Here is a 14,766-nt window from a genome sequence, read left to right as displayed (position 1 = left end):
CTATAAGTTCTCTACAACATATTGTCCCATTTGACAACATGTCACCTGTTGTTTTCCTTCAGACATAATATCTGTTGTACGATAGTTCTTTTCCAAAACTTTTTCTACAGCTTGTTCAATATCATCTGCTTCTTCATCCATATCAAATGAATAACGAAGCATCATTGCTGCTGAAAGAATTGTTGCGATAGGATTGGCAATATTCTTTCCAGCAATATCTGGTGCACTTCCATGACTTGGTTCATACATACCCAGTTTATCTTCTCTTAATGATGCACTTGATAACATACCAATTGATCCGGTAATCATACTAGCTTCATCACTTAAAATATCTCCAAACATATTTTCAGTCAAAATGACATCAAACTGACGTGGATCTTTGACTAACTGCATTGCACAGTTATCCACAAGCATATGTTCTAATTTCACATCTGGATAATCTTTGGCAACTTCATTGACAACTTTTCGCCATAAACGAGAAGTATCTAAAACATTAGCCTTATCGACACTTGTCACTTTATGACGTCGCTTCATGGCAATATCAAATGCACGTTTAGCAATACGACGAATTTCTGCTTCACTATAAATCAGATTATCATGAGCCACCATCTGTCCATCAATCTCTTTGGTTTCCCTTTCACCAAAATAAAGTCCACCTGTTAACTCACGAACAATGATCATATCAAAACCATCCTGACTTAATTCTTCTTTTAATGGACAGGCACCTTTTAATTCTTTATATAAATAAGCAGGTCTTAAATTGGCAAATAACCCCAAAGCTTTACGCATCTTTAACAACCCGGCTTCTGGTCTTAATGATGGTTCTAACTGATACCATGGTGAAGTATTTGTATCCCCACCAATAGAGCCTAATAAAACGGCATCACTTTTTTGAGCCATTTCAATAGCTTCATCAGTCAAAGGCACACCATATTTATCAATGGATATACCACCCATATCTATATATTGATAATGAAAAGTATGATGATATTTCTTGGCAATAGCATCTAAGACTTTCAATGCTTCATTGACAATTTCTGGACCAATACCATCACCTTTAATGACTGCAATTGTTTTTTCCATAGATTATCCTCTTTTCTTTTCGTTAACATAATTCACCAATCCATTTGCCTGAATCATTTTTTGTAAAAATTCAGGGAATGGCTGTGCCTGATATTGTTTATTTTTTGTTATATTTTTAATGATTCCTGTATCAAAATCAACTTCTACCTGATTGCCTTCATCTATGTCTTGAGCAGCTTCAGGACATTCCAAAATAGCAAATCCAATATTAATCGAATTACGATAAAAAATACGAGCAAAAGACTGGGCAATAACACAACTGACTCCAGCTGTTTTTAAAGCTAATGGAGCATGTTCACGTGAAGACCCACACCCAAAATTCTTTCCAGCCACCATAATATCTCCTGGATTTAATCTTTCTACAAATGTTGGATCAATATCCACCATGGCGTGACTGGCTAATTCTTTTGCATCAAATGAATTTAAATAACGTGCAGGGATAATCACATCCGTATCCACATTATCCCCATATTTCAAAACAGTTCCTTGGGCTTTCATGTTATTTTCCCACCTTTCTTGGATCAGCTATATATCCTGCAATAGCACTCGCTGCCGCAACCTCAGGAGAAGCTAGATAAATCAAAGATTCTGTATCTCCCATTCTTCCTACAAAGTTACGGTTTGTTGTAGAAACACATTTTTCACCTTTTGCCATAACACCCATATGACCACCCATACATGGTCCACAGCTTGGTGTATTGAATGCACATCCTGCTTCCACAAAAATTTCTGCCAAACCTTCTCGAATACATTCCACAAAGATTTTCTGTGTTGCAGGAATGACCATGACTCTAACTGTATCAGCGACTTTCTTTCCTTTTAATAACGCCGCAGCTTTACGCAAATCACTTAAACGACCATTCGTACATGAACCAATCACAACTTGATCAATATAAATCTTTTCACTTTCATTGATTTCTTCCATTGTATGTGCATTTCCTGGTAAATGAGGGAAAGCCACAGTTGGTGTAATTTTTGATAAATCAATTTCAATGACTTCATCATATTCTGCATCTTCATCTGCCTGATACTCTTTATAACTTTTCTTTGAATGTTGTTTCATATATTCTCTTGTTTTCTCATCAACTGGGAAAATACCATTTTTAGCGCCTGCTTCAATCGCCATATTACAAATTGTAAAACGATCATCCATCGTTAAAGAAGAAACACCTTCCCCAGTAAATTCCATAGATTTATATAAAGCACCATCAACACCAATACGTCCAATAATATGTAAAATCACATCTTTACCACTGACATACGGCTGTAATGCTCCTTTTAAAACAAACTTAATAGCACTTGGCACCTTAAACCAAAGTTCTCCTGTAGCCATACCTGTCGCAATATCAGTTGTTCCAACACCTGTTGAAAAAGCCCCTAACGCTCCATAAGTACAAGTATGTGAGTCAGCCCCAATAATACACTCTCCAGCAACGACAATTCCCTGTTCTGGTAAAATCGCATGTTCAACACCACATTTCCCCTGTTCCATATGGTGTGTTAAACACTGTTCTCTAGAAAACTCTCTGATGGCCTTTGAATTTTCTGCTGATTTCATATCTTTATTAGGCGTAAAATGATCAGGAACCAAAACAACCTTATCCTTATCAAAAACATGATCAGCCATTTGTTTAAAAATCGGCAAAGCCATTGGCCCTGTAATATCATTAGCCATTACAACATCTAGTTTTGCTTCAATTAACTGACCAGCCACAACTTCTTTCAATCCTGCATGACCAGCTAATATTTTCTGTGTCATTGTCATTGACATATATATTCCCCCTTATGACTTTGTATGTCCTCACTAAAGAGTCATTTGACTCTTTACTGAACACACACAAAGTGTGTGTATTTTAGTTATTAATTAATTTATCTTCATCAGACCAGCTATATAAACTTCTGATTTCTTTTCCAACTTTTTCACTTTGATGTTCTTTAGCTAATTTACGCATAGCTTTGAAATGAGCTTGTCCTCCAGCTGGTGACATATCTAATAAGAAATCTTTCGCAAATGTTCCATCTTGAATATCTTTTAAGATTTGACGCATAGCTTTCTTTGTATCTTCAGTAATAATCTTTGGTCCAGTAATATAATCTCCATATTCTGCTGTATTTGAAATAGAATATCTCATTCCTTCAAATCCTGATTGATAGATCAAATCAACAATCAATTTCATTTCATGAATACATTCAAAATATGCATTCTTTGGATCATATCCTGCTTCTACTAATGTTTCAAAACCAGCCTGCATTAATGCACAGACACCACCACATAATACAGCCTGTTCACCAAATAAGTCAGTTTCAGTTTCAGTTCTGAATGTTGTTTCCAAAATACCTGCTCTTGCCCCACCAATAGCTAAACCATAAGCCAAAGCCATATCTAAAGCTCGACCTGTTGCATCTTGTTCTACTGCTACTAAACATGGTGTTCCTTTTCCAGCCTGATATTCACTACGTACTGTATGTCCTGGTGCTTTAGGTGCAATCATTGTCACATCAACATTTTTTGGTGGCACAATTTGACCAAAATGAATATTAAATCCATGTGCAAACATCAACATGTTTCCTTCTTCCAAATTTGGTTCAATTGATTCTTTATATAATTTTGCCTGTAATTCATCATTAATTAAAATCATAATAATATCTGCTTTTTTAGCAGCTTCAGCTGAAGTATAAACTTCAAATCCTTGAGCTTCAGCTTTTGCCCAAGATTTTGAACCTTCATATAGTCCTACAATAACATGCACTCCTGATTCTTTTAAGTTCAATGCATGAGCATGCCCTTGTGATCCATAACCAATAATAGCGACTGTTTTTCCATCCAATAAAGCTAAATTACAATCTGATTCATAATAAATTTTTGACATTTTTTTACCCCCTGTTTTCTTTCTTATTTATTTCAAAATTATTAAGACCTCTTGAAATACCAGCTAAACCAGTACGCACGATCTCAACAATATTGAAGCCATCTAACATTGCTAATAAACCATTGATTTTATTATGTGTTCCTGTTACTTCAATAACCATTGAATCTGGTGACACATCCACAATCTTAGCTCTAAATATATCGACGATTGAAACAATATCTGCACGTGTATGACAATCAGCTTCTACTTTAATCATGACAAGTTCACGGTAAACAGATGCTTCGCTTGGTAAGGCAAAGATTTCAATGACATCTTCTAATTTTCTAAGCTGTTTTTCAATCTGTTCAAGAATTTGCTGATTCCCATGTGCAACCACTGTCATTCTTGAAATCCCTTCTGTGTTTGTTGGTCCTACGGTTAAACTATCAATGTTATAACCACGTCTTGAAAACAAACCACTCACACGTGTCAGAACTCCTGCACTATTGTGTACAAGAATTGATAAAATAAGTTCTTCCATAAATTATCCTTCCTTTTTTATATTTTTATAAATACGATTCATAGCTGAAATCATAGCTTTAATCGTCGCTGTTGTAATATTCAAATGCACTCCTACCCCATATTCACAAAGCTCTTCACCTTGTGGTCTTAATTGGACATAGGCAGCAGCTTTAGAATTTGAACCAGATGTTAAAGCATGTTCACTATAATCCACTAAATCTGTATATAGAAAATCATCTGTGGCATTGAATGCATTCTTAACTGCATCAATAGGTCCATTGCCATATCCAATTAAAGTTTTCACTTCACCATGATCTTCAATTGTCACTTCAGCGCGTCTTTCATATTCATTATCTTCATCACTAATATCTATTAATCTCTGTTTAATAAATTTATATGGATATTCCAAATCTATATATTCCTTTTTAAATGTGTCATAAATACGTTCTGGAGAAACTTCTCCTTCAATTTCACTAATATTTTGAATAGCTTTTGCAAAATCAGCCTGTAAAGCTTTTGGTAAATGATATCCAAAGACTGTATCCATAACAAAAGCCACTCCACCTTTACCTGATTGTGAATTAATACGTACAATTGGCTCATATTGACGATTTAAGTCAGCTGGATCAATTGGTAAATAAGGGACTTCCCAAATACCATCTCCACGTTGATGATAAGCATACATACCTTTATTAATGGCATCTTGATGGCTGCCAGAAAAGGCAGTAAAAACAAGTTCTCCAGCATATGGCTGTCTTGGTGGAATTTCCATTTTTGTACATTTTTCGTAAACATCTTTAATTTGATTCATTTGACCTAATTCCAATTTTGGATCAATGCCATGTGTAAACATATTTAAAGCCAATGTCACAATATCAACATTTCCTGTTCTTTCCCCATTTCCAAACAATGTTCCTTCAACACGATCAGCTCCTGCCAATAAAGCAAGTTCAGTAGAAGCCACACCACAACCTCTATCATTATGTGGATGAACACTCACAATAACTCTTTCTCTATCTTTAAAATGACGGCACATCCATTCAATCTGATCGGCGTATACATTTGGTGTATCCATTTCAACTGTAGATGGTAAATTAATAATCACTTTATGTTCTTTTGAAGCACCCCAAGTATCTAAAACAGCTTCACAGACTTCCATCGCATAATCAACTTCCGTACCAGTAAAACTTTCAGGCGAATATTCTAAAATAACTTCTCCATCAAAATCCTGAGATAACTCCTTGACTAATTTTGTTCCATCAACAGCAATTTTCTTAATTTCTTCCTTACTCTTATGAAACACAACATCTCTTTGTAAAATAGATGTTGAATTATAAATATGCACAATCGCCTTTTTTAATCCTTTTAAGGATTCAAATGTTCTTTTAATCAAATGTTCTCTCGCTTGTGTTAATACCTGCACTGTCACATCATCAGGTATCAGATTTTTATCTATTAGTAATCTTAAAAAGTCAAACTCAATCTGTGATGATGATGGAAAACCAACTTCTATCTCTTTAAAGCCTAAATCAACAAGCATTTGAAACATTTCTACTTTTTCACTAATATCCATTGGTGTAATTAAAGCTTGATTCCCATCACGTAAATCAACCGAACACCAGATAGGCGCTTGTTCAATTTCATGATCTGGCCATGTACGATCTGCCAATTTAATTGTTTCAAATCTTCTATATTTTTTATAGTTCATATATTTTCCTCCCCTTTCCTATAATAAAAAAACTCGTTCTCACCATGAAAAACATCATAGTTGAGGACGAGAGTTCATGACTTCGTGGTTCCACCTCATATTCATTATTGCCTCACGACAATAACCTTATCAAGTACGCTTATTCATATAAGTTCATACTCTAGCGTGATAACGGTCGCATTCCGTAGCAGCTTACTTTATTTTTCAGTGCTCCACTCAAGGACGAGTTCAATAACACTTTCACAGTTCTTTCCACCAGCCAGAACTTCTCTATGCATCATTTGTTATTTACTATTTCCTATCACTGTATTTATTATAGAGTTGTTGGATATATCATATACCTTTTTATAAATATAGTCAACCATATTTTATATTTTTAAGCATTTCTTTTTTTGGTTTTATGAAATATTATATTCTATTTTTCGCCTTTTTCAAAAAATAAAACACAACAAAAAAATATCTTTTACCCCATCATAAGCAATCAATTCCTATATAAAAGATAAAAAACTATATATCAAAATAGATATATAGCTTTATTTGAAGCCTTATCATAGCACCCAATTTTATCATTTTTAATAATTCTAGTCATCAAATATATCTGTGCCACAGTGTGAACACTTCTTACCAGAAAATATGCTACTCATATCCAGTAAACTACCACAAAAATGACATCTCCATATAAAAGGATATAAGACATAAATAGCTACCGTTCCAATAAAACCAATGAAACATAATACATAATAGAATATATCCAGATTAATATTAACGGGAACAACTGTGGTAGCTGATACCACAAGAATCGCCAAAAAGTCATATACTAGCATATAAATGACAAATTTTTTATATCTTCGTTTCATTAACTCAATTTACCATAGTCGTATTATATGGACATGTCAAGGCAACATTTTTTACTGTTTTTCCTGATACTCCAGTAATATTTACTGATTTAATTCTCTGTGATATATATGTTGAACCTTTATATCCTGCATAAGCCTTAGATGTACTGTCATAATATGCTGGAGTAAACGTGCTAGTATAAGTAGCAGTTCTATGAGCTGTTTTTGCACCATTAGCTCCATATTTAAGTGTAGGAACAACAACTGTCACCGTGCATGATGCTTTTGTATAAGAAGCCGAATGAACCCATAATCCACTTGGTGATTTAAAATAGACAAAAGAGCATGTTTCAGCAGTATTCCAAGTATATGAACTACTTATACTTGTAACAGTTGTTGTACTTGATATATCAGATGCAACTGATTTAATAAAATCATATGCTGAAATAGCTTTTCCAGCTTTACTTTCACCAGCTACTGTTTTTCCAATTGTTTTTAAAACACTAAACGTTTTTGCTTGAGCTGAGGTATTAGATTTCAAAGCAGTAACACCAGTTTTGTATAAATTACTACTTGTCGTGGGAGTTGCAAGCACTCTCATGACATCATATGTTTTTCCTCCAGTAGTATATTTACTATATACTGTTTTCATTGTTGCACCTTTAACTTTAGCAATACCTCCAACTTGATCTTCACCAATGATTTTTGTCAATTCAGATCCCGTAACAGTTTGGACACCTAAACTATTCAATTGATTTTCATATTCTTTTACAGAACTGAAATTTTCCTCAACAAATGCTTCATTTTGCAAATCAATAATTGCATTGATTTCATCAATTGTTGTGTTTGTTTCATCTCCATTACTATCTAATACAATTTCTTTTTCATCATTAGAAAAAGCTGAAACATTCTGCATTTCTATCACCGAGAATAGAAAAGCAGACGCTAATAATGATACTGATATTTTTTTCAAGTTTATATTCATTTTTCTATCATATTGAAGATTTTTAATCTACAATTTTCCCTTCTTATTCAAATATTTATATATAATGCACTACAACATTATTTAATCATAAATCAAGAAAAACATAAATACCATTCATTTATACTTAATATTCACTTAAATAAACTTTAACAATCTTTTATAGAAAATATATGTTGAAAATGAAAAATCAGTTATTTAACAATTCATCTATCTTTTCACAAATATAAACAAATTGAATTTATATTTTTACTTTTAATAAATACCTATCAACTCATCTCGTGTTTTTTATGAGAACAAGCCTGTTTCTAGAACAAAAGCTGAATCTCCTTCATTTTATGCGACCTATCCTAGCATCTTGCATTATTTCTTGTTGAATGGATCATTTCATTAATTGTTCTGCCTCTTCATCTTCTTTCAATGAATTTTTGAAATATTCTTGTATGCTTTCCTTATCCTTTTACTGTACAACAATCATCAATACCACTTTTATATTATTTTATACACTTTTTGATTATCTTACTTTTTAGCTTTAGGAATCACATCTCATTTTTAAATCTCGTTACTACGCGATAGTTTGTGGATTTTAATTGAATACAAAAAAGAATAACCCCAAAGGTTATTCTATCGATCAAAAGCTAAATCAATAAGACGATCAATTAAATCACTATAAGTGATGCCTAAATCAGCTATTAACTGAGGATACATCGAAATCTTTGTAAATCCAGGCATCGTATTAATTTCATTAAGATAAATCTGATTTGTTTTCTTATCCAAGAAGAAATCCACACGAGAAAGTCCATGTCCATCAACAGCTTTGAAAACTTTTAATGCATATTCTCGAATTTTTTCTTGAATGTTAGCATCAACTAATGCAGGAATACATGTTTTGCTTTCTTCATCTTCATACTTTGATTCAAAAGTATAAAACTCTCCATGAGGCATAATTTGACCAACACGAGAAACAATAGGATCATCATTACCTAATACTGCTGTTTCCAATTCAATACAATCAATACATTCTTCTATCACAATATGACTATCATATTGTCCTGCCTGATATAATATTTCTAGCAAGTCTTCTTCATGATCTACACGATAACATCCTACACTGGAACCAGAACGACTTGCTTTCACAAAACAAGGAAACCCTAACTGATTTTTCACTGCTGTTAATATATCATCAGTTTCATCAAATTGATGATTCACAACAACATATTGACCATCATATCTTTTTTTCACATATAAAGATTTCACTTGTGGAATTCCTACTGTTTCTAAAATCTTTTTGGTATAAATTTTATCCATGGCCACACTTGAAGCCAATGTTCTACATCCTACATATGGAACACCAGCCAATTCAAATAACCCCTGAATCGTTCCATCTTCACCATATTGTCCATGAAGAACAGGGAAAATAACATCTTGTTGTTTCAACAAATGATAAACATCTTCAATATGTGTTGAGTGATCTAACCATGAATCTAAAGTTAAATCTTCCTGACCGGCATCTAAAAGATACCATTCTCCAGACTGATCAATACCAACCAAAGTCAACTCATAACGATCTCTATGAAGATTTTTTAAAACAGATGTACAAGACATTCTTGAAATGGTATGTTCAGTAGATTGTCCTCCACATATAATCATTAATTTTCTCATCTTTTATATTTCTCCTTTAAATAGTCTACAACTTCATCAAGATGCATGCCATGTGATCCTTTTAATAAAATGACATCATCATCCTGTATACATCCCTCTAAAGCTTGAATTAAATCTTGATTACTTTCAAAATGATAAGCTTCTATACCATTTTCCTGTGCTTTTAAAACAATATTCTGGCTTGCAGGTCCTACACACATTAATTGATCTATATGCTTTTTAGCAACATATTGTCCAACTTCCTGATGAAATGCCTGTTCATACGCTCCTAGCTCTAACATATCTGCCAAGATGGCTATTTTTCTATTTGGATATTTTGATAAAACATCAAGACTTGACTTCATTGAATCTAAGTTGGCATTATATGTGCCATCAATCAATCTGATTCCATGACTTAGTTCGATCATATCCATACGATTTTTTGTCAGTTCAAATTGATCAATACCTTTAATACATTTTTCAATATCAATATCTAAGCTTAACCCTACCGCAATCGCAATCAACGCATTCATCACAAAATGCTGACCAGAAACTGGCACATGAACATGATAAGTTTTTCCCTGATAATCCAAATCAAAATAAGATTCTTCTAATAATAACTCAACATGACAAGCTTTTAAATAACAGTCATTATTTTCACCAACACGAATAATAGGATAATCTTGAGATTGTACAGTATGCAACATATCATTATCATCATTGATAATAAGGCGTCCCTGCTGAGTTAATCCTTCAACAATTTCCATCTTCGCTTTTAGAATATTCTCTCGTGACCCTAGTTCTCCAATATGTGCTGTTCCAACGTTTGTAATAACTGCAATATCAGGTCTTGCAATATGTGTCAGATGGCGAATTTCACCAAGATGATTCATTCCCATTTCTAATACCATGACTTCTTCATCCTGAAGTCTTAAAACTGTTAAAGGTAAACCGATATGATTGTTATAGTTACCTAAAGTTTTCAGAGTTTTATATTGCATTGATATCACAGCATAAATCATATCCTTGGTACTTGTTTTTCCAACACTCCCTGTAATTCCCACAACTTTAACAGCACGATGTTTTCTTAAATAAGCTGCCATATCTGTTAATGCCTGTAAAGTATCCTTCACTAAAATCACGTTTTTATCAGGATAATCTATGGGCTGAGATGTTATAACAGAACTTGCGCCAGCTTCAAAAGCCTGTTTAATAAACTGATGTCCATCATTTTTTTCTCCAACCAGCGGAATATACATATCTCCTTCATGAATCTGTCTTGTATCTTGCGTAAATCCATGAATATCATCATTGATATTTCCGCTCAACAATGTGCCACCAGTGGCTTCAATAATCTCTCTTATTAGCATAATTTTACCTCATTTTTAATATATGCACTATTATAGCACCAGTTCACTAGGAAAGCTATGAAATTTTATTGTTCTTATATAATAAAAAATAGCTGTTTAAAACAACTATTTCTTTTCATATTCATATATATTGATATTTTATCTAGCTCAAATCAATATAGTGACAATTAAATATAATCACCTTGTCCATCAAAGAACAATCTTTGTTGCTGAGCACCATCAAAGTCCATAATGACATAATAGCTTTCTTGTTGATAAGCTGATACATATGTTTTCACAATCAATTTATCACCAACAATATATCCTGTATCAACCAATCCATTGTAAATTGTCTTTTCTTGCTGTGTTGATAAATCATATCTAACAACACTGCCATCCATAGACTGATAAAATAAATACTGTTCATTCATATTTAAGAAATTAACAACATTCGCTTTTAATACCTCTGTCTTTTTACTATTTATATCTAACAAACAGATACCATCTGATGATAAATAATAAAGTTTTCCATCTAAATAAATTAAATTATAAAATGATCCACTCAATAATTTTTCATCATTTTCTCCATTTCTATTCATACGATAAATACCATCATCAGATGTATAATAAATATAATCATCTACAACATTAATACAATAAGATTGTCTATCATTAAGCTTTGTCTGTTTTTGTGTATTGATATCATAAACATAGATTGATTCATTATCCTCATCTAATTGATAGTAGATGCGATCATTATCTATATATGGATAATAAATAGCTTTAGTTATGAATTGATTTTGATTTTTACCATCTAATGAAACTTCGCATAAATAATTCTGTTGATTTGTATAATAAATCTTATCATTATGAATCATGATATTTTGACATTTCTCTGTAACCAATGTTTGACGGTTATTTAAGTTTTGATCCATGGATACAAGATACCCCTGATCATTACACATATAAAGCGTTTCACCATCAAAATAAGCCTCACCATTTTGATTGATATTTCCAACCAAACTTGAAAAACCTGTTTTTCCTGATATTGTCATAGGTTGTTGTGGTAACGTATCTGATGATGTATCATGAAAAGACGTATAATTAAGCATTGGTCCATGATAAACATATTCATAAGATACAACTGTTAAAACAGCCAAAACAATAACACTCACTAAAATGAGTAACTTATTTACTTTTTTATTGACTGGTATATCTTTAAAAGACGATGTCTTTGTTTCCTTTTCAACAGTTTCTTCATCAAAAAACAGTGGTTCATAATATCCATCATTTTGTTCTTGTGACTTGTATAATGGATGACCACAATATGGACAATAATTCATATCATTGCTGACTTCATTTTGACAATTTGGACAAATCATATCTCAATCCTCCTACGACTGTTGATGAGGATTTTCATGTTCATCAACAACTTTATAATCAACGTCAATAACATCACTATCCTGATTTTGGTAATCCTGATAAAGAGATTCATAATATTCCTGATCTTCTTTATCTTCATGTGACTGACGACGTGAAAAGAAAAGCTTTCTTATTATCCAGATAACCAAAATAACCCCAATCAAAACAATAAGGATTGGTAAAAATAATCTTAAAGCTAACATAATTAATACAAGCACACATAACAAATATATAAAATTATATCCCATATCATTTCTCCTTTTGCGATATAGTCTATATGATAAATATAAACTATAAATGAACTGCGTCTTCCTCCTCATGCCATACAAACAAATAGTAAACTGGTACTTTTAAACCTGATGCAAACTTTTCAACAACCTTTAAAGACACATTTCTACGACCTCTTTCAACATCTGAAACATAGTTTTTAGATAACTGGCAGCGAAATCCAAGTTCTTCCTGAGAAACATTTTGCATCAAACGGAGTTCTTTAATTCTTCTCCCAAAACGAATATTTATATTTTCCATACTCACTCATTCTCCATCTGTCGTATTTTTTGAGCTTCTTCCTTAATCTTTTTAAAACGATGATGTAATCCTGATTTACTAATGGTTTGACCAGTCTGCTGATAATATGTATCTGCCAATTCATTTAAAGTCAACTCAGGATTTTCTAAACGTAATAAAGCCACTGTACGTGTCTTATCATCTAAAATTTCAATGCCTACTTTATCAATGATATAGGCAATATCTTCAATTTGAGCTGTAGAAGCACTCATCGCCTTCACTTCATTAGCAATATCACAATTATTCCATCTATTGACAGTATTGGCCATAGAACGGTCAATACGTGTCATTTCAAAATTCATAACTGATTGTGAAGCACCTATGGCTCTTAAAAAATCCCCGATTTTCTCTGCTGATTTTAAATACACAACATATTTATTACGTCTTTTAATCATTTTGGCATGCAAGTCATAACAATTCATCAACTCCATAATAAATGAAGCATATTCTGGTTCATTCACACTCATTTCCAGATGATAGTTAGATGTATCTGGATTATTCACACTTCCACAAGATAAAAAGACCCCAGCCAGATAAGCTCTTTTCTTGGCATCTGTTTCTAAAAAATGAATATCTGGAAAACTTTGTATACCAATGCCTTCCATAAGATGCAAGTCTTCTAAGATTTCTCTTGCCTTAGAAACCATCAATGTATAAATATTATTTTTTTTCAATTTCATTTTTCTAGAAACACGAAATTCTATATGTGGTTGATATAAATCCTTTAAGAATTTATGCAATTTAGATGCGATTTTCGCATTTTCAGTTCTTAATGTTAGCGTTAAGCCTGACTGATTGAGTGACAATGTCCCAAGAATTTTAATCATTGCACAAAGTATTGCCTTTTCACACGGTTGATCAAAATCATTGAATACAATTTCTTCTTTGACGACTCTTGAAAAAGAAATCATCATAAAACCTCCTTAATGATCAGCATCACGATGCCATTTATAAACTTGATAATATTTTGAATAATACTCTGCAAAATAATTGGTAAGTGTGACTGAACGATGCTGTCCCCCAGTACATCCAATTCCAATAATCATTTGCATTTTACCCTCTTCTTCATATTTCTTTAATAAATAATCATAATATTCTATTGTTCTACGAACAAATTCCTGTGTTTCACTTTGTGACATCACATAATCATAAACCTCTTTATCATTTCCAGTTAATTTTCTTAAGCTTTCAATATAAAAAGGATTTGGTAAAAAACGTACATCTAATAATAAGTCTGCATCACGTGGAATTCCATGTTTATATCCAAATGAAATAAAAGAAACTCTAAATGTATCACGATTTCCTTTGTGGAAATAACTTTCTAATTTATCTTGTAATTTTGATGGCTTTAATAATGTTGTATCAATCACAATATTAGCTAACTGACTAATAGGATCTGCCATTTCACGTTCAAATTCAATAGCTTCAACCAAAGATGATGCCACATTACTAATCATGAGTGGGTGAGAGCGTCTTGTCTGTTTATAACGTGAAAGTAAAACTTTATCGTCACAGTCTAAGAAAATAACTGTCAAATCTACCCAATCCATGTTTGATAAGATTCTCACAGCCAAAATCGCATCACCTAGCGATACTGCCATAGCCACTTTAGAATATTTCGTAGAAGTACGCATTAAATCTCCAAATTCTTTTAATAATGGAATAGGATAATTATCTATACAGCGATACTCCATATTTTCAAAGATAGCCATTGCCTGAGTTTTACCAGCCCCAGACATCCCCGTTACAACAATAACTTCAATTTTATTCATATAACTCACCTTCTCTTTTATAATATATCAAAAAT

Annotated in this window: 14 protein-coding genes and 1 other annotated feature; all 14 genes read right to left on the bottom strand. The window is 32.6% G+C overall.

Annotated elements, in window-relative coordinates; all coding sequences use genetic code 11:
• Positions 1-1,083: a 3-isopropylmalate dehydrogenase gene (gene leuB / locus ACESR5_RS09450; protein WP_373155259.1), complete on the bottom strand. Its 1,083-nt coding sequence runs from the start codon at positions 1,081-1,083 to the stop codon at positions 1-3.
• A gap of 3 nt (positions 1,084-1,086) precedes the next feature.
• Complete coding sequence (leuD, locus tag ACESR5_RS09445; protein ID WP_087243837.1) at positions 1,087-1,581, bottom strand: 3-isopropylmalate dehydratase small subunit; 495 nt, start codon at positions 1,579-1,581, stop codon at positions 1,087-1,089.
• Between the two features lies 1 nt (position 1,582).
• Entirely contained in the window at positions 1,583-2,854 is a 1,272-nt protein-coding gene (leuC, locus tag ACESR5_RS09440) for a 3-isopropylmalate dehydratase large subunit (RefSeq protein ID WP_373155257.1), read from the bottom strand.
• 82 nt (positions 2,855-2,936) lie between these two features.
• Entirely contained in the window at positions 2,937-3,953 is a 1,017-nt protein-coding gene (ilvC, locus tag ACESR5_RS09435; protein ID WP_087297218.1) for a ketol-acid reductoisomerase, read from the bottom strand.
• Between the two features lie 4 nt (positions 3,954-3,957).
• Positions 3,958-4,473, bottom strand: a complete 516-nt coding sequence (gene ilvN / locus ACESR5_RS09430; RefSeq protein WP_087935617.1) for an acetolactate synthase small subunit — start codon at positions 4,471-4,473, stop codon at positions 3,958-3,960.
• Positions 4,474-4,476: 3 nt separating this feature from the next.
• Positions 4,477-6,162 (bottom strand): 2-isopropylmalate synthase, encoded by a 1,686-nt coding sequence (leuA, locus tag ACESR5_RS09425; protein ID WP_373155254.1) that lies wholly within the window; start codon positions 6,160-6,162, stop codon positions 4,477-4,479.
• A 59-nt stretch (positions 6,163-6,221) separates the two neighbouring features.
• Positions 6,222-6,476: a binding site (T-box leader), on the bottom strand.
• A gap of 547 nt (positions 6,477-7,023) precedes the next feature.
• Complete coding sequence (locus ACESR5_RS09420; protein WP_373155252.1) at positions 7,024-7,914, bottom strand: hypothetical protein; 891 nt, start codon at positions 7,912-7,914, stop codon at positions 7,024-7,026.
• A gap of 690 nt (positions 7,915-8,604) precedes the next feature.
• Positions 8,605-9,642: a D-alanine--D-alanine ligase family protein gene (locus ACESR5_RS09415; RefSeq protein ID WP_373155250.1), complete on the bottom strand. Its 1,038-nt coding sequence runs from the start codon at positions 9,640-9,642 to the stop codon at positions 8,605-8,607.
• Positions 9,639-10,991: a UDP-N-acetylmuramoyl-tripeptide--D-alanyl-D-alanine ligase gene (gene murF / locus ACESR5_RS09410; protein WP_373155248.1), complete on the bottom strand. Its 1,353-nt coding sequence runs from the start codon at positions 10,989-10,991 to the stop codon at positions 9,639-9,641. Before murF ends, ACESR5_RS09415 begins: the two co-directional genes overlap by 4 nt.
• Positions 10,992-11,158: 167 nt before the next feature.
• A complete protein-coding gene (locus ACESR5_RS09405; protein WP_373155246.1) occupies positions 11,159-12,352 on the bottom strand; it encodes a DUF5050 domain-containing protein in 1,194 nt (397 codons plus the stop codon).
• A gap of 12 nt (positions 12,353-12,364) precedes the next feature.
• A complete protein-coding gene (locus ACESR5_RS09400) occupies positions 12,365-12,640 on the bottom strand; it encodes a DUF4834 domain-containing protein (RefSeq protein WP_087297224.1) in 276 nt (91 codons plus the stop codon).
• Positions 12,641-12,683: 43 nt separating this feature from the next.
• On the bottom strand, positions 12,684-12,920 hold the full coding sequence (locus ACESR5_RS09395) for a helix-turn-helix domain-containing protein (protein ID WP_087243846.1): 237 nt from the start codon (positions 12,918-12,920) through the stop codon (positions 12,684-12,686).
• 2 nt (positions 12,921-12,922) lie between these two features.
• Entirely contained in the window at positions 12,923-13,870 is a 948-nt protein-coding gene (gene whiA / locus ACESR5_RS09390; RefSeq protein WP_087243847.1) for a DNA-binding protein WhiA, read from the bottom strand.
• 12 nt (positions 13,871-13,882) lie between these two features.
• A complete protein-coding gene (gene rapZ / locus ACESR5_RS09385; protein WP_087243848.1) occupies positions 13,883-14,731 on the bottom strand; it encodes an RNase adapter RapZ in 849 nt (282 codons plus the stop codon).
• Between the last annotated feature and the right edge of the window lie 35 nt (positions 14,732-14,766).

The sequence above is a fragment of the Clostridium sp. AUH-JLR23 genome, from assembly GCF_964238065.1.
Lineage (GTDB): Bacteria > Bacillota_I > Bacilli_A > Erysipelotrichales > Coprobacillaceae > Allocoprobacillus > Allocoprobacillus merdigallinarum.
This window is presented reverse-complemented; position numbering and strand designations above follow the sequence as displayed.

What these genes read in the sequence shown, in the direction of transcription:
- leuB (WP_373155259.1), bottom strand. Translation starts at nt 1,083, where the DNA reads ATGGAAAAAACAATTGCAGTCATTAAAGGTGATGGTATTGGTCCAGAA.
- leuD (WP_087243837.1), bottom strand. Translation starts at nt 1,581, where the DNA reads ATGAAAGCCCAAGGAACTGTTTTGAAATATGGGGATAATGTGGATACG.
- leuC (WP_373155257.1), bottom strand. Translation starts at nt 2,854, where the DNA reads ATGTCAATGACAATGACACAGAAAATATTAGCTGGTCATGCAGGATTG.
- ilvC (WP_087297218.1), bottom strand. Translation starts at nt 3,953, where the DNA reads ATGTCAAAAATTTATTATGAATCAGATTGTAATTTAGCTTTATTGGAT.
- ilvN (WP_087935617.1), bottom strand. Translation starts at nt 4,473, where the DNA reads ATGGAAGAACTTATTTTATCAATTCTTGTACACAATAGTGCAGGAGTT.
- leuA (WP_373155254.1), bottom strand. Translation starts at nt 6,162, where the DNA reads ATGAACTATAAAAAATATAGAAGATTTGAAACAATTAAATTGGCAGAT.
- ACESR5_RS09420 (WP_373155252.1), bottom strand. Translation starts at nt 7,914, where the DNA reads ATGCAGAATGTTTCAGCTTTTTCTAATGATGAAAAAGAAATTGTATTA.
- ACESR5_RS09415 (WP_373155250.1), bottom strand. Translation starts at nt 9,642, where the DNA reads ATGAGAAAATTAATGATTATATGTGGAGGACAATCTACTGAACATACC.
- murF (WP_373155248.1), bottom strand. Translation starts at nt 10,991, where the DNA reads ATGCTAATAAGAGAGATTATTGAAGCCACTGGTGGCACATTGTTGAGC.
- ACESR5_RS09405 (WP_373155246.1), bottom strand. Translation starts at nt 12,352, where the DNA reads ATGATTTGTCCAAATTGTCAAAATGAAGTCAGCAATGATATGAATTAT.
- ACESR5_RS09400 (WP_087297224.1), bottom strand. Translation starts at nt 12,640, where the DNA reads ATGGGATATAATTTTATATATTTGTTATGTGTGCTTGTATTAATTATG.
- ACESR5_RS09395 (WP_087243846.1), bottom strand. Translation starts at nt 12,920, where the DNA reads ATGGAAAATATAAATATTCGTTTTGGGAGAAGAATTAAAGAACTCCGT.
- whiA (WP_087243847.1), bottom strand. Translation starts at nt 13,870, where the DNA reads ATGATTTCTTTTTCAAGAGTCGTCAAAGAAGAAATTGTATTCAATGAT.
- rapZ (WP_087243848.1), bottom strand. Translation starts at nt 14,731, where the DNA reads ATGAATAAAATTGAAGTTATTGTTGTAACGGGGATGTCTGGGGCTGGT.